Origin of the sequence: Amycolatopsis oliviviridis, from assembly GCF_014654365.1 — a bacterium.
In the GTDB taxonomy this organism is placed as follows: domain Bacteria; phylum Actinomycetota; class Actinomycetes; order Mycobacteriales; family Pseudonocardiaceae; genus Amycolatopsis; species Amycolatopsis oliviviridis.
The window spans coordinates 741,110-763,427 of record NZ_BNAY01000003.1 but is presented as its reverse complement, the minus strand read 5'-3'; the positions used below and the strand labels follow the sequence as shown (position 1 = coordinate 763,427).

24 protein-coding genes and 1 tRNA gene are annotated in these 22,318 nt (G+C 68.2%); 15 read left to right on the top strand and 10 right to left on the bottom strand.

Annotated features, from left to right (window positions below; genetic code table 11):
- Positions 1-65: 65 nt before the first annotated feature.
- The 6 genes from IE302_RS16695 (at position 66) to IE302_RS16670 (ending at position 4,016) form a co-directional block, all read left to right on the top strand.
- Positions 66-557: an SLATT domain-containing protein gene (locus tag IE302_RS16695; RefSeq protein ID WP_191255401.1), complete on the top strand. Its 492-nt coding sequence runs from the start codon at positions 66-68 to the stop codon at positions 555-557.
- A 24-nt stretch (positions 558-581) separates the two neighbouring features.
- Positions 582-655: transfer RNA gene (locus IE302_RS16690), tRNA-Leu, on the top strand.
- A gap of 63 nt (positions 656-718) precedes the next feature.
- Positions 719-1,981 (top strand): sulfite oxidase, encoded by a 1,263-nt coding sequence (locus IE302_RS16685; protein ID WP_191255400.1) that lies wholly within the window; start codon positions 719-721, stop codon positions 1,979-1,981.
- Position 1,982: 1 nt separating this feature from the next.
- Complete coding sequence (locus IE302_RS16680; protein WP_191255399.1) at positions 1,983-2,507, top strand: winged helix-turn-helix domain-containing protein; 525 nt, start codon at positions 1,983-1,985, stop codon at positions 2,505-2,507.
- Positions 2,508-2,547: 40 nt separating this feature from the next.
- Positions 2,548-3,384 carry an alpha/beta fold hydrolase gene (locus IE302_RS16675; RefSeq protein WP_191255398.1) on the top strand — a complete coding sequence of 279 codons (837 nt, stop codon included), beginning with the start codon at positions 2,548-2,550 and terminating at the stop codon, positions 3,382-3,384.
- Between the two features lie 47 nt (positions 3,385-3,431).
- Positions 3,432-4,016, top strand: a complete 585-nt coding sequence (locus IE302_RS16670; protein WP_191255397.1) for a DUF7010 family protein — start codon at positions 3,432-3,434, stop codon at positions 4,014-4,016.
- Here IE302_RS16670 and IE302_RS16665 read toward each other — a convergent pair.
- Entirely contained in the window at positions 3,989-4,636 is a 648-nt protein-coding gene (locus IE302_RS16665) for a response regulator (RefSeq protein ID WP_191255639.1), read from the bottom strand. The two genes, IE302_RS16670 and IE302_RS16665, sit on opposite strands and share 28 nt — an antisense overlap.
- Positions 4,637-4,666: 30 nt before the next feature.
- Positions 4,667-5,866 carry a sensor histidine kinase gene (locus tag IE302_RS16660; protein ID WP_191255396.1) on the bottom strand — a complete coding sequence of 400 codons (1,200 nt, stop codon included), beginning with the start codon at positions 5,864-5,866 and terminating at the stop codon, positions 4,667-4,669.
- 221 nt (positions 5,867-6,087) lie between these two features.
- Between IE302_RS16660 and IE302_RS16655 the strand changes: the two genes are divergently transcribed.
- Both IE302_RS16655 and IE302_RS16650 read left to right on the top strand, forming a co-directional pair.
- Positions 6,088-6,639: a DUF4190 domain-containing protein gene (locus IE302_RS16655; protein WP_191255638.1), complete on the top strand. Its 552-nt coding sequence runs from the start codon at positions 6,088-6,090 to the stop codon at positions 6,637-6,639.
- Positions 6,640-6,909: 270 nt separating this feature from the next.
- Positions 6,910-7,677, top strand: a complete 768-nt coding sequence (locus tag IE302_RS16650) for an acyl-CoA dehydrogenase family protein (protein ID WP_229907795.1) — start codon at positions 6,910-6,912, stop codon at positions 7,675-7,677.
- A 108-nt stretch (positions 7,678-7,785) separates the two neighbouring features.
- On the opposite strand, the gene IE302_RS16645 is transcribed toward IE302_RS16650, so the two are convergent.
- Positions 7,786-8,223 carry a heavy metal-responsive transcriptional regulator gene (locus tag IE302_RS16645; protein WP_191255395.1) on the bottom strand — a complete coding sequence of 146 codons (438 nt, stop codon included), beginning with the start codon at positions 8,221-8,223 and terminating at the stop codon, positions 7,786-7,788.
- 128 nt (positions 8,224-8,351) lie between these two features.
- Between IE302_RS16645 and IE302_RS16640 the strand changes: the two genes are divergently transcribed.
- Positions 8,352-9,149 (top strand): TIGR03084 family metal-binding protein, encoded by a 798-nt coding sequence (locus IE302_RS16640; RefSeq protein WP_191255394.1) that lies wholly within the window; start codon positions 8,352-8,354, stop codon positions 9,147-9,149.
- A gap of 98 nt (positions 9,150-9,247) precedes the next feature.
- Entirely contained in the window at positions 9,248-9,889 is a 642-nt protein-coding gene (locus tag IE302_RS16635) for a histidine phosphatase family protein (RefSeq protein WP_191255393.1), read from the top strand.
- Here the strand turns inward: IE302_RS16635 and IE302_RS16630 are convergent.
- The 4 genes from IE302_RS16630 to IE302_RS16615 all read right to left on the bottom strand — a co-directional run bounded on the left by IE302_RS16630 (position 9,886) and on the right by IE302_RS16615 (position 14,272).
- Positions 9,886-11,091, bottom strand: coding sequence for a cytochrome P450 (locus tag IE302_RS16630; protein WP_191255392.1), 1,206 nt, complete (start codon positions 11,089-11,091; stop codon positions 9,886-9,888). The genes IE302_RS16635 and IE302_RS16630 overlap by 4 nt on opposite strands.
- A gap of 38 nt (positions 11,092-11,129) precedes the next feature.
- Positions 11,130-11,834, bottom strand: coding sequence for a TetR/AcrR family transcriptional regulator (locus IE302_RS16625; protein ID WP_191255391.1), 705 nt, complete (start codon positions 11,832-11,834; stop codon positions 11,130-11,132).
- Between the two features lie 108 nt (positions 11,835-11,942).
- Positions 11,943-12,881 (bottom strand): CE1 family esterase, encoded by a 939-nt coding sequence (locus tag IE302_RS16620; RefSeq protein ID WP_191255390.1) that lies wholly within the window; start codon positions 12,879-12,881, stop codon positions 11,943-11,945.
- Positions 12,882-13,030: 149 nt separating this feature from the next.
- Positions 13,031-14,272 (bottom strand): glycoside hydrolase family 3 N-terminal domain-containing protein, encoded by a 1,242-nt coding sequence (locus IE302_RS16615; protein WP_191255389.1) that lies wholly within the window; start codon positions 14,270-14,272, stop codon positions 13,031-13,033.
- A 257-nt stretch (positions 14,273-14,529) separates the two neighbouring features.
- Here IE302_RS16615 and IE302_RS16610 point away from each other — a divergent pair, with 257 nt between their 5' ends.
- From IE302_RS16610 to IE302_RS16600, 3 genes are read left to right on the top strand one after another with little or no spacing between them, the layout of a single operon-like run.
- Positions 14,530-14,880 (top strand): ArsR/SmtB family transcription factor, encoded by a 351-nt coding sequence (locus tag IE302_RS16610; RefSeq protein ID WP_191255388.1) that lies wholly within the window; start codon positions 14,530-14,532, stop codon positions 14,878-14,880.
- A gap of 29 nt (positions 14,881-14,909) precedes the next feature.
- A complete protein-coding gene (locus IE302_RS16605; protein WP_191255387.1) occupies positions 14,910-15,395 on the top strand; it encodes an SRPBCC family protein in 486 nt (161 codons plus the stop codon).
- 5 nt (positions 15,396-15,400) lie between these two features.
- Positions 15,401-15,976, top strand: coding sequence for a TIGR03086 family metal-binding protein (locus IE302_RS16600; RefSeq protein WP_191255386.1), 576 nt, complete (start codon positions 15,401-15,403; stop codon positions 15,974-15,976).
- 6 nt (positions 15,977-15,982) lie between these two features.
- Here IE302_RS16600 and IE302_RS16595 read toward each other — a convergent pair whose 3' ends face one another.
- The gene (locus IE302_RS16595; RefSeq protein ID WP_191255385.1) at positions 15,983-16,465 is read right to left on the bottom strand and encodes a MerR family transcriptional regulator; all 483 of its coding nucleotides are present in this window, start codon (positions 16,463-16,465) and stop codon (positions 15,983-15,985) included.
- Here IE302_RS16595 and IE302_RS16590 point away from each other — a divergent pair.
- Positions 16,464-17,558, top strand: coding sequence for an alkene reductase (locus IE302_RS16590; RefSeq protein ID WP_191255384.1), 1,095 nt, complete (start codon positions 16,464-16,466; stop codon positions 17,556-17,558). The two genes, IE302_RS16595 and IE302_RS16590, sit on opposite strands and share 2 nt — an antisense overlap.
- A gap of 28 nt (positions 17,559-17,586) precedes the next feature.
- On the top strand, positions 17,587-18,912 hold the full coding sequence (locus IE302_RS16585) for an amidase (protein WP_191255383.1): 1,326 nt from the start codon (positions 17,587-17,589) through the stop codon (positions 18,910-18,912).
- A gap of 83 nt (positions 18,913-18,995) precedes the next feature.
- On the opposite strand, the gene IE302_RS16580 is transcribed toward IE302_RS16585, so the two are convergent.
- On the bottom strand, positions 18,996-20,123 hold the full coding sequence (locus IE302_RS16580; protein WP_191255382.1) for a coiled-coil domain-containing protein: 1,128 nt from the start codon (positions 20,121-20,123) through the stop codon (positions 18,996-18,998).
- Positions 20,124-20,241: 118 nt separating this feature from the next.
- Positions 20,242-22,233 carry an SDR family oxidoreductase gene (locus IE302_RS16575; protein ID WP_191255381.1) on the bottom strand — a complete coding sequence of 664 codons (1,992 nt, stop codon included), beginning with the start codon at positions 22,231-22,233 and terminating at the stop codon, positions 20,242-20,244.
- Positions 22,234-22,318 lie beyond the last annotated feature (85 nt).

Below are 22,318 nucleotides of genomic sequence, written 5' to 3'. Positions count from 1 at the left end.
GTGAAGGCCTCCTTCCCTGCTTTCAGCGTAGGGAAGGAGGCCTTCACCGCGTTTAGGGTGTTTCGGTGCAGGCATTCCGGAAGTCCGTACCCGCCGTTCCACTCGCCACCGGCCTGGCTCCGGCAGAACTGGCGAAACACGTCCTGGACCGGATCGAGCGCGACAACGCGCACGCCCGTTCCCGGAAGAAGCGCTTCCGCTGGCGCGCCGTGTCGATCAGGCTTCTGCTGCTCGCGTTGTCGGCGATGTCCACGATCATTCTCGGATTGCAGAACCTCAACGGCTGGACCGGTGTCGCCTTCGCGCTCGTGGCCGTGACGACCGTGATCAGCGTGCTCGAGCCCTTCTTCGCCTGGCGTTCCCTGTGGGTTCTGATGGAAGAAGTTCAGTTCCGGCTCTACCGGTTGCGCGACGAACTCAGCTTCTACATCGCGTCGACCCCGCCCGATCAGGTCGATCCCCGCCTGATCGTCGAGAAGTTCGAGGAGTATCAGGCCGTCTGGAACGAACTCGGACTTCGCTGGCTCGAATATCGGCGTACTGATGCAGCTAGCTGAGGGCCATCGCCTAGGCTTGCCGGTGCCCCGGTAGCCCAACTGGCAGAGGCAGTCGACTTAAAATCGACACAGTGCGGGTTCGATCCCCGTCCGGGGCACAACACGTTCCGCTCTGTGGACGCGCTGGTCCGGGTGGACGGCCGCTGCCGACAATGAGCCGCATGACCGGAACCGGCCTGACCGACGAAGCCACCTATGACCGCACACGGCTCGCGCAGTGGCGTGCGGGGGAGGCGCGAGCCGACGGGATATCGCGGCGCGGGATGCTTCGGCTGGCTGCTGGCGGATCGCTCGCGCTGACCGCGTTCGGAGCGCTTCCGGCAGGGACGGCGTCGGCCGCCGCGCCGATCGTGAAGCCGTTGCCGCCGGAGATCTTCGAGGTCTACGGCACCAACGCGGAGACGCGTTGGGAGGCGCTGAGCGGCCAGGGCTACCTGACACCGGTCGAACGGTTCTTCGTGCGGAACCACACCGCGACCCCGTCGATCGACGTCGGCACTTGGCGTTTGAAGCTTTTCGGAACCGGGCTGCGCGGTGCGCCGACGGCGGACCGGCCCGTCGAATTCAGCTATCACGATCTGCGCTGCCTGCCCTCGGAGACGATCACCTCGGCCATCGAATGCGCGGGCAACGGCCGGAGCTACTTCACCAGCCAGCAAGGACAGACGGTGTCCGGCACGGCCTGGAAGCTCGGTGCGATCGGGGTCGCGCGCTGGCGCGGTGTCCGGCTTTCCGCCGTGCTGGCCAAGGCGGGGCTGACCCGGCACGCGGTGGACGTCCTGCCGGAAGGGCTGGACGCCGACTACGTCACCGGCGGGGCCAATCTCGGGAAGGTGCGGCGTCCGCTGCCGGTCGCGAAAGCGCTCCAGGACGTCTTGCTGGCTTACGAGATGAACGGGCGTCCGCTCCCACCGGATCACGGATACCCGGTCCGGCTCGTCGTGCCGTCCTGGATCGGGATCTCGTCGATCAAATGGCTGGGACGCATCGAAGTCTCGGAGACGCCGCTGGTGTCGCCGTGGAACACGCAGTACTACCGGCTGCTCGGACCGGGCTATCCGGCGAAGGGCACGGTCGTGACCGGCCAGGTGGTCAAGAGTGCGTTCGAACTGGCCTGGAACGCGGAGTTCGCGGCCGGCGGCAGGCACGTCCTGCGGGGCCGGTCCTGGTCGGGCACCGGCCGGATCCGGCGGGTCGAAGTCGACGCGGGCGACGGCTGGCGGCGGGCGAAGTTCGTGGGAGCGGCCGCGGACCGGGGTTGGCAACGCTGGGAAATTCCTTGGCGCCCAACCGTTTCCGGTGTCCACACGCTACGGGCACGGGCCATGGACATCACCGGCGCCACCCAGCCGGACGTCACGCCGCTCAACACCCAGGGCTACCTGTTCGACGCCGTCGTCCGGCATCCGGTCCGGGTGGTGTGAGATGACCCAGTCGGTCGCGGTGAGCGGAGAGCCGACCGTCGAGTTGACCCTGGCGTTACGGGTGAGCACCGACTCAGAGCATGCCGCCGCGATCGCCGCGCGTCTGCTTGAGTCCTTTGAGGACACTGTCGGCGTGACGCTGACGGCACGGACTTTCCACTCCGGTGAGGCGAATTCCGGTCAGGTCGTCGAACTCGCCGGGCGACGCCGTCGGCTCGGCGAGTCCACGCCACCACTGCGGATCGAGCCGGATTCGCGGAAAGTGCTGCTGCGCGGTGAGGTGCTGGAGTTCACCAGGCTGGAGTTCGACCTCCTCCTGTTCCTGAGCCGGAATCCGGACCGCGTCTTCGACCGCGTCACGCTGATGACGCAGGTATGGGGCCTGTCCGGCGGGAACGGGCGGACCGTGGACGTCCACGTCCGGAAGATCCGCGGGAAGCTGGAGCCCGCGCTGACGCCGATCACGACGGTGCGCGGGGTCGGCTACCGGTTCGACGGGGCGGGCCAGGTGTTCATCGCGGACTGAGCGGCCATCCGGGCAAAGCCGGGATGTCAGGATACGAACCGTGAAACCGACTTATGTTTTCGTACACGGCTCCAACAGCAACTCGTTCACCTGGAACCCGCTGCAACGCGAACTCGCCCTGCTCGGCCACCGCACGCTGGCCGTCGACCTTCCCGGCCACGGCTTCAGCGCCGGTTTCCACGCGGCCTACCAGGCACCGCAGGACCTGGGAACGCTGGCCACGGCGCCGTCGAGCCAGGCAGGCGTTTCCTCCGCCGAGGTCGTCGAGCATGTGGTGGACGTCGTGCGCAAGGCCGCCGAGCACGGGCCGGTCATCCTGGTCGGGCACAGCCGCGGCGGGATCGCGCTCACCGGGGCGGGCAACGCCGTCCCGGACCTGATCGACCGGATCGTCTACATCTCCGCGTGGTGCTGCGTCGACGCGACGGTGGGCGAGTACATGCAGGCACCGGAGAACGCGAGCAGCGCGCTCAACGACGTCGGCGGGGTCGTCGTCGCGAACCCGGCCGAACTCGGCGCGCTCCGGATGAACTGGCGCACGGCCGATCCCGCCCTGCTGGCCGCGCTCAAGACCGCGATGCTCGAAGACGGCACGGAGCAGGAGTTCTTCGCCTACCTCAACACCCTCGAACCGGACGAGAGCCTCGACGCGGGCACCGAACGCGCCGACGCCGCCACCTGGGGCCGGATCCCGCGCACCTACATCAGGCTCACCGCGGACCGGTCGATGCCGCTCGCGCTGCAGGACCGTTTCATCAAGGAGGCGGACGCGCTCACCCCGGACAACCCGACCGACGTGCGTTCGCTCGACAGCAGCCACGTCCGCTTCCTCATGCACCCTCAGGAAGCGGCCGCGATCCTCGCCGGGCTCGCGTAGTTCCCCGAGGTACTGTTCCGCCGGGGGGAGGAGGAGACCCAGAAGAGATGACGGACGGACAGTTCACCAAGGGGCATCTGATCACGTTGCTGATCAGTTCCGCGATCGGAGTGGGATTCGGGGCCGCTTGGTGGTTCTTCGGTGCCTCCTCCGTCTCCGGCGGATCGACGGCGCTGGTCGTCGTGGGCGTCGCCGCGGTGCTGGGATTCGGGGCCTGGCTCGTGCTGACCGCCCGCCGCGGTGCCGGGCTGCCCGCGGGCGGTGGCCGGGAAGAGAGCCCGTTCGGCAAGCGGTACGGGATCGCCGTTCTGCTCATGCTGGTGGGGATCTTCGCCGGGGCGAGGGTGCTCTCGGCGGTCTTCGAACTCCCGGAAGCCGTGCCCGCATGGGTGCTCTTCGTGGTCGGCTTGCACTTCCTGCCGTTCGCGAAGTTGTTCGGCTCGCGGCGTTTCCTGGTGCTGAGCGCCTTGCTGTGCGTCGTCGCCGTCTTGGCCGCCGTGCTCGCGATCGCGGGCTGGACGGCGGCGTGGCAGCTCGTGCCGGGCTTCGGCGGTGCGGTGGTGCTCTGGGCGACTGTCGTCGCCGGGCTGCTCGGGACGGATCGTCAGGGCGCCACAAGCCCGGCTTCGTAGGCGAAGATCGTCAGCTGGACCCGGTTGGTCGCGTCGAGTTTCGCGAAGATCCGGGTGATGTGGGTCTTCACCGTCGCTTCGCTCAGATGCAGCTCCGCGCCGATCTCGGCGTTGGTCCAGCCCTGGGCGACGGCGGTGACGATCTCCCGTTCCCGTTCGGTCAGGGTGTTCAACCCGGCCCGCGCACGGTGACGGCGAGGGCTCACCCGGGTCGCGACGAAATGCCCGATGAGTTTCCGCGTCGTCCGCGGCGACAGCATCGCCTCACCCGCCGCGACCACGCGCACCGCGTCGATGATCTCCTGCGGCGAGCCTTCCTTCAGCAGGAACCCGCTGGCGCCCGCGCCGAGCGCGTCGAAGACGTATTCGTCGAGGTCGTAGGTGGTCAGCACGAGGACCTTCGGCGGGTTGGGCAGCGCGGTGACGGCCGCGGTCGCGGCGAGGCCGTTCATCCGCCGCATCCTGATGTCCATCAGCACGATGTCGGGGGCGTGCATGGTCACCTTCGGCACGGCCTCGTCCCCGTCGCCCGCTTCCGCGACGACCTGGATGTCGCCCGTGCTGGACAGGATCATCGACAAGCCGGTTCGGACGAGCGGATCGTCGTCGACGAGCAGCACTCGCAGTGGGCGCTGGTTCACCCGGACAGGTTAGTGGTGTCCCCACGGTAGCCAAGCCCGGACGGCGAATGTGCGCTCTTCGGTGGGGCCGGCGCTGACGTTCCCGCCGATGAGGGTGACGCGTTCGCCGATCCCGGTCAGCCCGGTACCCGCGCCCGGTGGCTTCCCCGCGTCGGGTGCCGCGGACAGCGGATTGACGACTTCGACGGTCAGCCCGCTCCCCGGCCCTCCGCGAACCGAAACCTCGGCCGCCGCGTCCGGCGCGTGTTTCAGGATGTTGGTCATCGACTCCTGGACGATCCGGTACGCGGTCGTGCCGAGCAGCGCCGGCGCGCCGCCCGCGTCGTCGATCAGGATCGTCACGTTGACCCCGAGTCCGGCCCGGCGGGCGTTGGCGACCAGTTCGGGGATGTCCGCCAGCGTCGGCTGCGGTGGTTCGGGATGCGCGCCGTTCTCGCCGTTTTCGCCGAAACCCTGGCCGTCGCGGAGGACGCCGATGACCTGCCGCAGATCATCGAGGGACTGGCGCGCGGTCGTGCGGACGGTTTTCGCCGCTTCCGTCGTCGCGGGTCCCTTGCTGACTTCGAGCGCGCCGGCTTGCAGGGAAAGCAGGGAGAGCCGGTGCCCGAGGACGTCGTGCATTTCGCGCGCGATCCGGGTGCGTTCCGCGCGGCGGGTCATCTCGGCGCGGAGTTCCTCTTCCTTGGCCTCACGGGTCGCGAGCGTGTCCTGCATCCCGCGGACGACTCCGACGGTGAGCGGGATGGCCGTCATCACGACGGCGACCGTCAGCGTTCCCACCAGTTGCACGGCGGAAAGCTGCTTGCCGACGATCTGCCCCGCGACGGTCACGTCGGGATGGCGGTTGGCGTCGCCGAACAACGCCCACGCCGTGGCGAGGTAGACCAGCACGGACCCGATCCAGGTGAGCTTGTCGCGACGGCGCGCGGCCACGGCGGCGAGCGCGACGAGCGCGGCCAGCGCGTCGGATCGGAAACAAAGCGGTGGCACGAGGGCGATGCCGAGGACGAGTTCCGGCCATTTGTGCCGCCAGCAGAGCATGACGGCCGCCCCGATCCCGGTGAAGAACCCGAGCGTGGACCACCAAGTCGGATCGAACGATTTCGTCGCCGGGAGGTACCCCTGGGCGCTGAAGACGAAAATGCTGCTGATCACGCACACCGCGACCGCCACCACGGTGAGCACCACCCCGAGCACACGTCTTGCCATGCGCTGAGCGTACGCAGGGAGGCTTGGTCACCCGCATCAGCGGAACCGATCCTTCCACGAGCGGGAATTACGACTTTCGTCGTAACGGGTCCACGCGCCGAGGACGACGCGGACACCCCGCGATCGCTGGTTTTATGCCGCGTCGTTCATCCCTTTGGAAAGGAAAACCCGTGACCCAGCAAACCCCCTACACGCCGGCCCCGCAAGCCCCCGGCGGCCCGATGCCACCCCGCAACGGCATCGGTGTCACGGGCTTCGTCCTCGGTCTGGTGGGGCTGGTCTTCTCCCCGATCCCGTTCATCGGCGTCATCGCCTGGCCGCTGGTGATCCTCGGCCTGATCTTCTCGATCATCGGGCTGATCCGTGTCAAGAACGGAAAGGCCTCGAACAAGGGACTCTCCATCACCGGTATCGCGTTGTCCGCGCTCGGACTCGTGGTCTGCGTGGTGTGGATCTTCGTGTTCAACGCGGCCGTCGACGAGGTCAACAACGAAATCAACCGCACCGCGAAGGTGTCCTACGAGATCACCGGCGACGCCACGAACGTCGAGGTCATCTACGGCGAGGTGCTCAACCCCCTCACCGAAACGGTTCCGGCGCTGCCCTGGCACAAGGAAGTCGAGAACAAGGGCGTCTACAAGGGCGGGACGCTCACGGTTTCGACGGGCGAGACCGGCGGATCGGTCACCTGCAAGATCACCGTCGACGGCGCGGTGGTCTCCACCAAGACCGCTTCCGGGGAATTCGCCACGGCCGCCTGCACCGGAGTCTGACGGCCGGACGGTGAAAGGCCTCCTTCGCCATTCTCGGGGTGGCGGGGAGGCCTTCGCGCTTCCGGCATGATGCGGACATGACCGAGCCCGCCCATCCGTTCGCCCCGCCCGCCCACGAACGTCGCTGGATCGAAACCGTCACCGAATTGGCGAAGGACTTCGCCGCGAGCGCCGCCGAATTCGACGAAACGGCCGAGTTGCCCATCGCCAACCTGCGCGCGTTGCACGCGACGGGGCTCGACAGGGCGACGTTGCCTGTGGAGCTCGGCGGTGAGGTTCGCGAACGCGTTGTCCGAACCGAGCAGCGGGAACATGTTCCTGATGCCACAGCAGATCGCCGAGCCCGTCGACGGCGGGTACCGGCTCACCGGCGCCAAGCGGTTCGTATCCGGCTGCGAGGTCGCGGACCACTTCTTGGTCAACGCGCTCGTCGACGGCGTCCCCACGTTCTTCGGCGTGGCGCCGGAGGACACGATGACCTTCGTGCCCATCTGGGACACGATGGGGCTGCGTGCCAGCCGCAGTCAGCTCGTCTCCTTCGAAGGGACCGTTCTGCGGGAGGACCGCAGGTGCCCTCCCTCGACCGAGCGGCGCCCGAACCACATCGGGGCCGGTCTCGCCTTTCTTTCCCTGGGAATAGCCGACGCGGCGGAGGACGCGCTGATCTCGCATGCCCGGAGCCGCGTCATTCCCGCGACAGGGCAGCCACTCGCGGAAATGCAATGGCTGCGGTTCGAAACCGCCGACGTCCACACCCGCCTCGAAGCGGCGCGTATGTACTCCCGGCACATGGCGTGGCTGGCGGATCGGAATTCGCCCGAGTTCCTGCCCGCGACCATGACGGCGAAAGTGCTCGCGAACGACATCGCCCGTGACGTCGCCCAGCTGGCCCTGAAAGTGGGCGGCGGTTCGGGTTTCCTGCGCACCTCGCCGATCCAGCGACTGTTCAGGGACGCGCAGGCGGGTGGCCTGATGGCGTATTCGGCCGAAGTCTGCAAGGACCGGATCGGGGAGACGGTGCTCCTGCCGCGGGACTGACTCGGACGACCGGCCGGGTGACGTCAAGCCCGGCCGGTCCCGCCGGAGCGGGTCAGCAGCAGCCGGTGCCGCAGCAGTCGCAGTCGCACCAGTCGTCGTTCCGCATGGTCAGCCACCTCCTCCCTCGGGTTCGCGGTCAGGCGGGCACCAAGCGCCGGGAAGCGGATCGGCGCAGTTGGCGCCGGACATCCCGGACAGCAAGGAAGTGAGCTCGGCACGAAGCTCGACGAGCCGAGCCATTTCGGCCTCGATCTCGGTGAGATGGCGTTCCAGCATGGTTTCGGCGGGTTCGCACGGGCACACCCCGGTATCGCGCACGCTCAGCAGATCGCCGATCTCCGTCAGCGTCAGCCCGAGCCGCTGGGTGCCGCGGATGAACCGCAGCCTGTCGATCACGGCCTCGTCGTAGCGACGGTGCGCCCCGCTCGTCCGTGCCGGGACCGGGAGGAGGCCGATGCGCTCGTAGTAGCGCACAGTGTCCGGCCGGACCCCGGCGCGAGAGGTCACCTGGGACATCGTCAACGCCGTCGCCGCTTCGGTTCGCATGTCCCGAGCGTAGAACTTGGACCCGGCACCAGAATCAAGCCCGAATTCGACGGGGCTCGCGAGGAGAAGACGACGGCGCGGCGCGTCCGCATCATTCGAAAGGGTGGAAACGGCGAGAGGACGGCACGGTGACTGACTTCCGGTACGTGATCAGGGACCTCACCACGGAGGGTGAACAGGTCGACGCCTTGGTGGCCGATCTGGACGACGCGGGATGGGATCTGCCCACACCCGCGGTCGGCTGGTCGGTCAAGCACCAGATCGCGCATCTCTCCTTCATCTTCAAGATCGCCGGGTTGTCCGCGGCGGAGCCGCAGAAGTTCGCCGAACTCGCGAAGACTTCGATGGCGCGCGGTTTCGACGCCGCCGTCAACGCCGCTCTCGACGACTACCTCGGTGACCCCAACGAGGTTCTGCTGAGCCGCTGGCGCGCCGAACGCGACGCCGGGATCAAGGCGCTCGCCGCGGTCCCGGCGGACCAGGTCGTGCCGTGGCTGGTCAACCCGCTGCCGCCGGCCATCCTCGCCTGCGCCGGGATGATGGAACTGTTCGCCCACGGCCAGGACGTCGCGGACGCGCTGGGCGTGCGGCCGGAGCGGACCGACCGGCTCGCGTACCTCGTCGGCTTCGCCGTCCGGGTGCGGGACTTCGGTTACGAGGCCCGGGGCCTGACCCCGCCGGAGCAGGAGTTCCGCTTCGAGATCGCCTCGCCGTCCGGACAGCTGTGGACGTTCGGGCCCGAGGACTCGCGGCAGCGGGTCACCGGGAGCGCGGAGGACTTCTGCCTCCTGGTCACGCGGCGTCGTCACCGCGACGACCTCGACGTCCGTGCCGAAGGCGCGCTCGCGGACCACTGGCTGGACATCGCGCAGGCGTACCGCGGCCCCGCAGGCGAAGGTCGCGCGCCGGGGCAGTTCGACCGCTGAGAACCGTGCCGTTCCCGCGACGATCAGGGCATCCTGGGAGTCGCGATCAACTCCGCCCGATGCGATCGTCGAGGACACACGGGGTCTAGGAGGCGATCGTGGCACGGGTGTGGTTGATCAGGCATGGGGAGAGCGAAACCAACGCAGGTCTTCCCGGCGGTGAGCCGGGGGCTTCGGCGCTGACCGAACTCGGCAGACGGCAAGCCCGCGAAGTCGCGGAATCACTGGCCGAGCCGCCTCGGCTGATCGTGACGTCGCCGTTCTTGCGGGCACGGCAGACCGCCGAGCCGACGATCGAGCGGTACCCCGTCGCGGCGCGCGAGGAGTGGCCTGTCCAGGAGTTCACCTTTCTCGGCGAACTCCATGGACAGGTCACCACCACCGCGACCCGTAAGCCGTATACGGAGGCCTATTGGGAGCGGGCCGATCCGCACCATGCGGTGAACGGCGCGGAATCCTTCGCCGCTCTCTTCACCCGGACCCAGGAATTCCTCGCACGGCTGGGAGAACGGGAACCCGGGCCGATCGCCGTCTTCACGCACGGGCTCTTCATCCGCGCGGTCATGTGGTCGCTGCTGACCGGGATCACCACCCCGGACAGCGAGGCCATGCGCGGATTCCGCACGTTCGCCGACACCTACGTCGTGCCGAACGGCAACATCACCGAACTGCGCTACACGCCCGGGAAACGGATTCCGCGGGTGGTGGTCCCGCTCGCCTCCCGGTACGCCGACCGTTAGGGCTTCAGCAGCAGCTGGAGCTCGTTCACCCCGGTCATGTGCGGGCTGGGAATGAACGACGGCGGAACGGCCGGATCGGTGCGCAGGTCGGGGAATCGGTCCAGCAGGATGTTGAGCGCAGTCTTGCCTTCCAGCCTGGCGAGCGGGGCACCGATGCAGAAATGGATCCCGCGGCCGAAGGCCAGGTGCGGGTTGTGCGCCCTCGCCGGGTCAAAAGTGCCCGGATCCGTGAACGTGCGCGGATCCCGGTTCGCCGCCGCGACCCAGGTGAAGACCATGTTGTCCGCGGGGATCGTCTGTCCGCCCAGCTCGACCTCGGTCGTCGTGGCGCGGGCGACGAGTGCGAACGGGCTGAGGAAACGCAGCGATTCCTCGATGGTGGCGGGCAGCAGCGAACGATCCTCACGGACGCGCCGGTACTCGTCCGGATGGGAATCCAGGCACAGCACCGTGTTCCCGAGCAGCATCGTGGTGGTGATGTGCCCGGCGAGCAGCAGCACGTTCGCGAAGTTGACGACTTCGTTCTGCGTGAGTTTCGCGCCGTCGACCTCGGCTTCGACGAGTTTGGTCAGCAGGTCCTCGCGCGGGTTCTTACGCCGGTCGTCGACGTGCTCGCCCAGGTAGTTCACGAGGTTGTTCAGCTGTTCCTGTGTCTCCTCGGCGGCCTTCTTGTCCTCCTCGGTCTGCTCGGTCAGCGACCGTTGCTGGCTGTTCCGCAGCAACGTGTCGACCCACTCCTTGAACAGGTCGCGATCGCTCGCCGGGATGCCGAGCAGTTCCGCGATGACGATCACCGGCAGCGGATAAGCCAGATGTGTCACCAATTCCATCGAGTCCGTGCCCTCCACGGCGTCGAGGAGTTCGTTCGTCAACGCGGCGATCCGCGGTTCGAGGTCAGCGACGACCTTCGGCGTGAAGGCGTGGCTGACCAGCGTGCGCAGCTTCTTGTGGTCCGGCGGGTCCATCTGGAGCAGGTTGCCCTCGACGAACTGGTCCTTCTCCGGCGACATCTCTTTGGGGATCAGGCGGGCGGTGTCGGAAGAGAACACCTTGGGATCACTCAAGGTTTTCAGCGCTTCGGCGTGGCCGTACACGTTCCACGCACCCGTCGCGGGTTCGAAACCGACCGGTTCGGCCGGGAATTCACCTCGAAGCCAGAACTGAGCCTCGTGGACGCCCCAGTTTTCGGCGATCGTGGTCATGGCTTGCCCCCTTCTTTTCGTGGTGGGAGGAGCTCGGATCACGCGGGCTCCCCGGTGCCGTCCTTTCGGTAGATCCAGGCGTCATAGGACGAAATCAGATCCCGGAACGCTTCGATCACTTCGGCCGCGGCAACGGCCAGATTCGCCGTGGACGGTGGCTCCGGCGGCTCGAACGCCGTCCGGATGATGTGCGCGAGAGCGTCGGCCTTCTCCTCGGGTGTGACGCCGGTGCCGTCGGTGGTGAAGCTGTCCATCAGGTAGAACCCCAACGCCGAGGCGCGCAGGGAAAAGAGCAGGTTCGGGATGTCGTTCCGGAGCAGACCCCGGTCGGTCATCGTCTTCAGGTACCGCTCGGTGACGACGGCGTCCTGATCCTGCAAGGGATGTCTCTTCAACCGGCCCAGCAGCTCGGTGTTGCCGGTGATGAGCGCGCCGAGCAACGGATTGCGCTGGGTGAACAGGAACGCGGCCCGCTGGAATCGATGCGGGACCACCTCCGCCGGGTCCTTGTCCAGCCGATCGAGAAGATTCGTCGCGGCCCGGAGGGATTCGCGCAGGAGCAACGCGTGGAAGAGGTTTTCCTTGGTGGGCCAGTGCAGGTAGATCGTGCCTTTCCCGATGCCCGCCTGGCTCGCGATGTCCTCGATGGTCACCTTGCGATAGCCCAGCCGCGACAGCAGGACGCCGGCCGCGTCGAGGATGCGATCGGCGCGGCCGGCGGTGCGGTCCGGACGTTCTGCCACGTGCGCTCCCAGTCTCTGACTTCGTGACCAGATTTGCTCATCTGGTCATCCGGTCAGGTTCGACGGTAGCGCCGGAGGGACGGGTCCGGCAAGGAAATCGACGGGTTCTTAACGCAGACGGTGGGCGAGCAGGAACTTCCAGATGACCGGTGTCGCGTCGATGACGGTTGGAGTGGCGGAGTCGTTGTTCGGTCCGGTGCTCGGCCAGACGTGTCCGGCTCCCTCGACCCGGTAGTGCTGGAGCGAGCAACCGAGCCAGCGCTGGACGGTGACGTCGGCCTTCGGCGAGTACTCGATCGGGCGCGGGAAACAGCCGTTCCGGTCCGCCCACGCGGTGAGCCAGTCCGGCAGTGTCGGCAGGCCCTTCGCGGGATTCCCGGTGTAGGGGATCGTCGTGTCGGCCGTCCCGTGGAAGTCGAGAATCGGGGCGGGCCGCGACGGGTGGCACTCGCCGCCTTGCGGGTAGAACGCGCCGGCGACCGGGGCGAACGCCGCGATCCGGCCCGGCAGTCGGCAGGCAAGGACGCCGACGAACCCGCCGCCGTTCGATTTGCCCGTCGCGTAGATCCGGCGGGAGTCGACGCACAGTTCCCGTTGGAGGGTGTTCAGCAGATCGCTGGTGAACAGCACGTCGTCGGCGGCCGCCGAATACGGCGCGCCTGTCCAGGCCGACTCGCCGTCGGTGCCCACGAGGCCTTGCGGGTAGACGGAAATCGCGTCATACGCGGAAAACCCGGATAGCTCCTCCTGGTACTTCGACGTCCGCTTGTGTCCGTGGAACGACAACACCAGCGGGTACGGCCGCGACGGCTGGTACCGCGCGGGAACGTGCACCGTGTACTCGCGGACCAGGCCGCCGGACGTCAAGGTCCGCAACGTCGTCGCCCCGGCGGGAACCGGGGACGGACGATGACAGCCGGTGGTCCGCACCGGACTGTCGATCGGCGACGGCGCGGCTGACGCGGCCGGTACGGCGAGCAGGCTCAGTCCGGCAGCGGCGGCGGCCGTAAGCGCGAGACGGCGAAGGTACTTCGTGGGACCAGGCACGCGATCCTCCTTGATCGGGCGGCGGGGCGGTGATCAGGGTCACCTTCGGCTCGAGCCTGGTCAGCATTGTGTTCATTGAGTTTTCGAACCGCTTTCCCCGTCACCCCGTCGGGCGGCTGATCGACCGCCTCACCGGGGCTCGCGGCCGGTCAGCCGCAGGCCCGTTTCGCCGTGAGCACCCGGGCCAAGGCCTCGTCGACCCGGGCGGCCGGGAGATCACCGGACGCAAGCGCTTGCTCCAGCGTGGCCAGTACCGTGCCGACGTTGCCTCCGGAGGACCACAACGCCTGATCCGCTCCCGCCTTCAAGGCCTTGAGCACCGCCGTCGGCAGCGGGTACTGCGACGTGATCGCTTTCATCGCCCCGAGATCGTCCGTGATCACCGGGCCGTCGAACGCGTAGTCCTGCCGCAACAGCCGGTACGCTGGCGCCGCCAGGGTCGACGGTGTGCCGCCGGTCAGGTCGGGCACGTCCAGATGCCCGACCATGACGCCGACCTCGCCGTACTCGTCGATGTCCCGGTACGGCACGAGGTCGACCTTCCGCAGCGAGGCCAGCGGCGGCGTCCGCACCAATCCCTTGTGGGAGTCCCCGGTGGCGTGCCCGTGGCAGGGGAAGTGCTTCAGCACCGGCTGCACCCCGGCGTCTCGCAGGCCCTGTGCGAACGCCAGGACGTACTTTCGCGCGACCTCCGGGTCCGCGCCGAACGACCGGTCACCGACGATGTCACGATCCGGCTGGCCGGTGATGTCGGCGTCGGGCGCGTAGTCCACGGTGACGCCGCGAGCCCGCATCTGCCGACCTCGTTCTGCGGCCTTCGTCCGCACCTGTGCCGGTGTCATGGTCTTGGCCATCTTCCGGGCACTGGGCATGTCGCCGTCGAGGGCGTCGATCCGCTGGACGCGGCCGCCTTCCTCGTCGATCGCCACCGACACCGGTACCTTCGCCGCCTTCTGCACCTCGTCCAGCGCGCGGTTCTGCAGCAGGGCCGTCTCGTTGCCGCCGAGGAAGATCCCGCCGACCTGCTGATCGCGCACCAGCTTCACCGCCGCTTGCGGATCGCCGGCGTTCACGCCGACCACTACCAGCTGGGCCAGCCGCTGCCGGGGGCTCATCCCGGCGATGGTGGCTTCACAGTCCGGAGCGGGCGCCTGCTCGATCCTCGGTGACGGCGAGGAGGCGGGCGGGCTGGAGCTGGACGGGCTCGAAGCGGTGCTGGTCCGCGGCGGGGGTGTGGTCCCCGCGGGCTGCGCCGATCCGGCCTGTTCGGTCGGCGTACCGCATTGCACGCTGGTGAACAGAACGGTGACCGTTCCCAGGATGACGGTCAACCATCGTTTCGTCGTCTTCGGTCGCCCGGAGTTCATCGGCTCGTTTCGTTCGTCGTCCATACCGCCATCGACGGTAACCCCAGGTGCCCTTTAGTACACGCTCGCGTGTCCTTTCGCGCGTTTCCCGGCCGGCCAGAACCTGGTCTCACCTCCTTCCTCTCCCTCGTTCTGACTGGTCGAGCTTGACAGGGTGGTCCGATGCGGCCTACATTACCACATGGTTATGGAACCGCAAGGTTATCCATGGTCGCGCGGACAGGCTCCGATGGAACGCGACGTGAGAACTCGAACTCGTGAGAACTGAAAGGCGGGCGACCGTGGCACAGGATCTGCTCGACGTCACCTTCGCGGCACTCGCCGATCCCACCCGTCGCGCGATCCTCGCTCGTCTCGCGCGCGGCGAGGCCACTGTGACGGAGCTGGCCGAGCCGTTCGCGATGAGCCAGCCCGCCATCTCCAAGCATCTGAAGGTGCTGGAGCGGGCCGGGCTGGTGGCGAGGGGGCGTGATGCCCAGCGTCGCCCGTGCCGGCTGGTGGCCGAGCCACTGAAGGACGCCACCGAATGGCTCGGTGGGTACCGCCACCACTGGGACGGGGCCTTCTCGAAGCTGGACCTCGTCCTCGAAGGGGAGCTGCGCCACCCGGAACACCGGGACGAGACCGAATGACCACCGCACGAGCGGAAAGGAGCAGCACGATGGGACGTGCTCTCAGCGTGACGAAATCCGGCGATTTCGAGATCCTCATGACGAGGTCCTTCGATGCGCCGAGGACGTTGGTGTTCGACGCGTGGACCAAACCGGAGCTGGTACGCCGCTGGTTCGGTCCGCACGGCTGCGAGGTAGTCGAATGCGAGATCGACCTGCGGGTCGGCGGCAGATGGCGATACCGGCTACGGCACGGTGGCGGGATGGAGATGCTGCTGCAGGGCGTCTACCAGGAGATCGATCGCCCGGAAAGACTCGTCTCCCTGGAGACGAACGAGGACTGCGAAGCGTCGGAAGGGCAGGCTTTGGCGACGCTGACGTTCGTCGAACACGACGGAGTCACCACCCTGACCCAGGTGGTGCGGTACGGCTCGAAACGGATCCGGGACGCCGTGCTCGAATCCGGGATGGAGCGCGGGGTCGGTGAGGGCTTCGACAAGCTGGCCGAGGTCGTGGCCGCCCCGGCGAGGGCGTGAGCTCGATGAACGCCATCGCGGATCGTTATCGCGCCCGGGCCGACGCTTTCGAGGGCAAGGTCGCCGCTGTCGAGGCGGGACGCTGGGAGAACAGGTCTCCGTGTGAAGAGTGGAGCGCCAGGGATGTCGTCGGGCACATCGTCGACATGCACGGCGCGATGCTGCGCCCCGTCGGACGTGCGCTCGGGCCGGCGCCTTCGATCGAGGAGGATCCGCTCGGCGCCTTCCGCGCGGCTCGGGCCGATGTCGAAGCCATTCTCACCGACCCGGTGCTCGCGGCCACGGAACACGAGACACCGGCGGGGAAGATGACCGCCGAACAACACATCGATCAGGTCGTCAGCGCCGACATGGTGGTCCACGGCTGGGACCTGGCCCGGGCCACCGGTCAGGACGACACGATCGATCCGGAGGAGGTCGCCCGGATGTGGCCCGGAGCGCAGGCGATCCCTGATCAGATGAGGATCCCCGGCGCCTTCGGCCCTGGAATCGTCGTCTTCGGTCCCGAAGTGAAGGTGCCCGAAAGCGCGCCCTTGCAGGACAGGCTGCTCGGATTGCTGGGCCGGGACCCGAACGCCTGATCCGCGTCAGACGTGGATCCCCCGGTGACGCCGGGCGGGCCGGGAAGGAACCGGTACCTCGGCGGTGTCGGTCCCCTTGGCCGCGGCCAGGACACGCTCCAGAACCGATAGAGAGGTGGTGAGCAAGGAGATCTGGTTCTGGATCCGAGTCTTGGCGATCTCCAGTTCGTCCGTCATCCCCGGCGAAGGCACCAAGTGCGTGTGGTCCCCGGAAACGCAGGGAAGGAGTTCCGCGATCTTGCCGCTGCACAAGCCGGCCGAGTAGAAGAGCTGGATCTGCAGAACGCGGGCGACGTCGTCTTCGGTGAAGGTCCGGTAGCCGTTGCCGCTTCGATCGGGACGCAGCAGGCCTTCCGTTTCGTAGTACCGCAACGAGCGGACGCTCACCCCGGTCCGCTCCGCCAGTTCGCCGATCCGCATATGTCCACAGTAGCCGCGGAAACCGAGGTTGACCGTGACGCCGGTGTCAGGGTTTAGCTTCGCGTTCATGAGGTTGCTCGAAGCATTCCGCGGCACTGCGCTCCAGCTGCCGAACCGCATCGCGATGGCCCCGATGACCAGGGGACGTGCCGATGACACGACAGGCGTGCCACATCCGAGGACGGCCGAGTACTACGCGCAGCGCGCGAGTGCCGGATTGATCGTGAGCGAAGGCGTTTGGGTCAACCTGACCGGCAAGAGCGGCCCGGGCATCCCAGGACTGGTGACCGAGCGGCAGGTCGAGGCCTGGCGTGAGGTGACGGAGGCCGTGCACGAGAAAGGTGGCCGCATCTTCGCGCAACTGTGGCACGCGGGCCGGGTCGCCCATCCCGGTGTGACAGGCCGGACGCCGGTGGCGCCGTCGGCGGTCCGGCAGGCCGGGAGGATCTTCTCGGCCGGGGGCTGGACGGACACGGTCGAGCCCCGCGCGCTCACCGAGGACGAGATCGGCGAGGTCGTCCAGGACTTCGCCGCGGCCGCCCGCCGGGCCGTCGAAGCCGGTTTCGACGGCGTGGAACTCCACGGTGCCAATGGGTACCTCATCCAGGAGTTCCTCGCCGGCAACACCAACCGCAGGGAGGACAGGTACGGCGGTTCCGTCGCCGCCCGGCTCGGGTTCCCGCTCGAAGTGGTGGCGGCCGTGGTCGAACAGATCGGCGCGGCCAAGGTCGCCCTGCGGATTTCGCCGGGCAACCCGGAGAACGACATCGTGGAAGACGATGGGAAGGAGGTGTACTCACGACTGCTCACGGAACTGCGTCGGTACGAGCTCGCGTACCTGCACGTCATCGACACGCCCGACGCCGAGGCGTTGTCCCACCTGCGGCCCTTGTGGCCGGGGACGCTCGTCGCGAATCTGCGTTCCAAGGAGCCGACCTCCCGGGAGGAGGGTGAGTCCTTGATCGAGTCCGGGCTGGCCGACGTGGTCGCGTTCGGCAGGCTGTTCATCGCGAACCCGGATCTGCCCGCCCGATTCGCGCTCGACGCCCCGCTCGCCCAGGCGCACCACGATGTCTACTACGGCGCCAGGCTCGACGGCTACACCGACTTCCCGGCGTTCGAACCGGACTCGGCGAAGTTCGCCTGTTCGGCGCGCAGCTGATCTTCGCCGCCCGATCTACAGTGCGGGGATGGTCAAGACGGCAGTGGAAATCGCGGCGGCTGTGCGCGCCAAGGAACTCGACCCGGTCGACGTGACGCGTGAGGCGCTGGCCCGGATCGCGGCGGCGGACGGAGTGGTCGGCGCGTTCCGCCGGGTCAGGGCCGACGAGGCGCTGGCCGAGGCCGCCGCCGTCGCCGAACGCGCGGACTTGGCGGACCTGCCGTTGGCCGGTGTGCCAGTCGCGGTCAAGGACGTCGCGCCGGTCGAGGGCGAGTACTCCTCGTGGGGGTCGCGCGCGGGTTCGCCGGAACCGTCCACAGAGGACGGCGAGATAGCCCGGCGGCTGCGCGCCGCCGGCGCGGTGATCGTGGGCCTGACCCGGGTGCCGGAGCTGTGCGTCTGGCCGTCGAGCGACGATCCGGACGGGACGGCGCGTAACCCGCGCAATCCGTCCTACGCGGCGGGTGGTTCATCGGGCGGGAGCGCCGCGGCCGTCGCGGCCGGACTGGTGCCCATCGCGCATGGCACGGACGGCTTGGGCTCGATCAGGCTGCCGTCCGCGATGTGCGGGATCGTCGGTCTCAAACCGGGTAAAGGCGTGGTCCGCGTACCGGGGGAGAACGGCTGGTTCGGCCTGTCCACGCACGGTCCGATGACGACCACCGTTGCCGACGCGGCCGTGCTGATGTCGGTCCTGGCCGAGCAGCCAGGCCTGGCGGACCTCGCCGACCCGAAGCGGTCTCGCATCGCCCTGTCCACTCAGGTCCCGTTGACGAGGGCGCCGTTGCCGCGCGCCTTCAGGCAGGCCGTCGCGCAGGCGGGAGAGCTGTTCCGTGCGGCCGGGCACACCGTCGGGCCCGGAACACCCCGGTACAGCGCCGGTGCGATCGGTGGCCTACTCGCGCGCTGGGTCGCGGGCCCGGCCGAACAAGCGGCCGAGTTCGATTTCGCCGCGCTTCAGCCCCGCACACGTACGCACGTCCGGCTCGGGCGCCTGCTGGCCAAGCGGGTCCGGGAGAGCACCCGAGAGCGCTGGCTGGAGCGTGCCGAGGAGTTCTTCGCCGACCACGACGTCCTGGTCACGCCCATGATCGCGACGCTGCCGCTCAAGGCACGCAGGTGGCACGAAAGCCGGTGGATCGCCAACGTGCTGCCGTCGGTGCGCGTGGCGGGCTTCGCCGGCCTGTGGAATCTCGCGGGCTATCCGGCGATGTCGGTGCCGGTCGGTGTGCACCCTTCGGGCATCCCTGCCTGCGTCCAACTCGTCGCCGCGCCCGGTGGGGAAGCGCTCCTCCTCGGCCTCGCCGCCCAGCTCGAAGCGGCCAACCCTTGGCCTCGCACCACCGTCTCCTGACAGCCCTGAAAGAGAGCAAGGGACCTTTGCTATCGCTCTCCGGAAGAGAGTGATAGCAAAGGTCCCTTGCTACTTCGCGCTGGTCAGGAGCCGGTTTTGGCCGGTGACGGCTTCTGCCCGTTCGCCTTGGGGCCGTTCTGCTCGCCCTGTCCGTTCTTCGGCGCAGCGGCGGCAGGCGCCGAAGAAGCGGGCTTGGCGGGAGCGGGCTTGGCGGGAGCCGGAGCAGGGGCAGCGGCCTTCGACGCGGGCGGCTCGGCGGGTTTGCCCGCGGGCTTCGTCTCCTCGGCCTTGCTGTCGCCGCCGACGAGCTTCGAAGCGTGCGGGATCACCGACTCCTCGGGCAGAGCCGCGAGCATCGCCTCGCTGCCCTTCAGGACCTCGTCGGCCTGCATCAGGCTCTTGCGAGCCTGCTCGCGGATCTCCGCCAGCCGCTCGACCTTCCGCTGGGCGGCGGTCGTGCGCTGAGCCGCCGTCGTCGTGGCCTCGTCGAGCCGGCGCTTGGCCTCGGTCGTCGCCTCGTCGATGCGGCGCTTGGCCTCCGCGGTGGCCTCCGCGATCCGGCGTTCGGCCTGGTTCTTGCTGGCCGTCTGCTGGTCGGCGATGTGCTTCTCGTGCGAAGCGCGCTGAGCCGAAATCGTCTGGTCGAACTCGCGCTCGATCTTCCGGCGCTTGCGCTCGGCCTCGTTGTCCAGCAGTTCCCGGCGCTGGGCGGCCTCGACTGTCAGCCGCTGGACCTCGGCCCGCGTCTCGGCGAGCGCGGATTCGTGCTCGGAGTGCAGCGCGTCCGCCTGCTTGTCCAACTCGGCGACGAGCCGCGTGTAGCGCTCACGGAGCTTCTTCGAAGCCTCGCTCGACGACGCCCAGTGCTTCTCGGCCGCGACCTCGGCACGCTTCGTGACCTCTTCCGCGCGTGCCTGAGCGAGCGTGACGGTGCGCTGCATCCGCTCGTCGAGGTCTTCGAGGCGCTCCGGTGGTTTCTTCAGCTCCTCGATTCTGGCGTTCAGCTTCGCCACCTCGTGGCGCACGGTTTCGAGTTCGCGCGTGGCCGAAGTCGCCTGCGCGATCGCGGCGTCGCGATCGGTGATCACGCGATGCAGCTGGGCTTCGAGATGATCCAGATACTGGCGCACTTCGTTCCGGTCGAAGCCGTGCCAGGCCTGGGTGTACTCGCGCCGCAGGGGCAACAGGCCGTTGTCTCGCTCGGGAACCATGGCCACGACGGTACCTGCGTACCCGGCGTCGCCGTGGCCAGGCTTGGTGATTCACCGACGTGTGTCGGCTCTCAGCTGCGTTCCCTCACCTGAACGGCCGCTACCCGTGTGCGCAGTGTCACCAATGGAAGCCGCGGCTGAGCCGGGCGAGGGCCATCGCCGCGCGGGACAGATGCTGCTCACCCTTGCCGATTTTGAGCCCGCCGCCACCGCCGGCGGCCGCGGAGTCCGGGAACACGCGGAATCCTTGGTAAGCCACGGCATCCGTGAGTCCCGGCGTGAGCGTGTACGCGAGCCCGATCGCCTGCCCGGCGGGCGTACCGATGTGCTTCGGGCGTTCCTTCAGCGCCTTCATCACCATGTCCGCGGCCTGATCCGGGGACTTCGTCGGGAACGCGTCGTAGATCTTCGTCGGCCGGATCATCGGCGTGCGCACGAGTGGCATGTGGATGGTCGTGAAAGTGATCCCGTCACCGTGGGTCTCGGTCGCGGCGATCCGGGAGAAATAGTCCAAAGCGGCCTTCGACGCCGCGTACGCCGAAAAGCGCGGCGCGATTCCCTGTACGCCGATCGACGAGACGTTGACGATATGCCCGAATTTCCGCTCGGACATATGCGGCAGGACCGCGAGGATCAGCCGCACCGCGCCGAAGTAGTTGATCGCCATGGCGCGTTCGTAGTCGTGGAACCGGTCGTACGACAGTTTGATCGAGCGCCGGATTGACCGGCCCGCGTTGTTCACGAGCATGTCGATCCGGCCGTGCTCGGCGAGCATCGCGTCGACGGCCTTGTGCACCGATTCCTCGTCGGTCAGGTCGGCCGGGTACACCGACGCCGTGCCGCCCGCGGCGATGATCTCGTCCCGCACTTCTTCGAGTTCGTGCTGCCGCCGTGCCACGAGCAGCGGCACCCCGCCCGCGGCCGCGACCTTGATCGCGGTCGCCCGGCCGATACCCGAGGACGCGCCGGTGATGATCACGCGACGGCCGTCCAGCTCGCCGCGCGGGCCGTGCTTGCGGGCGCGGAACGGGTCCAAGTGCTCACGCCAGTAGCGCCACAGGGTGGGCGCGTAGTCCTCGATCCGCGGCACCTCGACGCCCGAGCCGATGAGCGCCTTGCGCGTCGACGCCGACGAGAACACCGACGGGAACGCCATGGTCTCCAGCAGCACCGGCGGGATGCCGAGCCGTTCCATCACGGCGTCGCGCGCGATCGTGAAGCCAGGGATGTGCTCGCTCAGCTTCACCAGGTTGACGATGCCCTTGGACACGCGCTCGTTGAGCTGCACGGAGATCGTCGGCGCGCCCGCGGCCTTCGCGAAGGCGTTGTAGACCGAGACGACCGGCTGGGGCTCCGGGTTGACCAGATGGAACGCTCGCCCGTCGAGACCCTTCGTGGTGATCAGGGCGTTCAGCGACTTCGCGACGAAGTCGACCGGGACGACGTTGGTGTCGCCGAGGTCGGGGCCGACGATCGGCACGTCGGGCAGCCCGGCCAGCCTGCTGATCGCGGGGAACAGGTAGTACGGACCGTCGATCTTGTCCATCTCGCCGGTCTCGGAGTTCCCGACGACGACCGCGGGCCGGTACACCCGCCACGGCACGTCGTGCTGCTCGCGCACGAGACGCTCCGCTTCGAACTTCGTGCGGTGGTACGGCGTGACGAGCCGCTGGCCGACGTCGAACATCTCCTCGGTGAACATGCCCTCGTGATCACCGGCGACGGCGACCGAGGACACGTGGTGCAGGCAGCCCGCGTTCAGATCGGCGGCGAGCGCGATCACCTGCGCGGTGCCTTCGACGTTGGCCTTGATGCTGGCTTCGTCGTCGGCGGTGAGGTCGTAAAGGGCGGCGAGGTGCACGACGTGATCGACGCCGCGAAGCTTCTCTCGGTCCTCTTCGCCGACGCCGAGCAGCGGCTCGCCGAGATCACCGGTGACGAGGGTGACGCGTTCCGGATGCGGCCAGGCGTTCACGAGTTTCGCGAGTTTGTCCCGTGAGGACGCGCGGACGACGAGCGCGACCTTGTCGGCGTCCTCCCTGGCGAGCAGCAGCCGGGTGAACTGGCGCCCGATCAGTCCGGTCGCCCCGGTCACCAGAAAAGTCGCCATCCGCTTCACCCTTCACCGTGCTCGCCCGCGTCCACAGGCATTCTGCTGCATCATCACGGCGAGGACCACCGTCACGTCCCGTGAA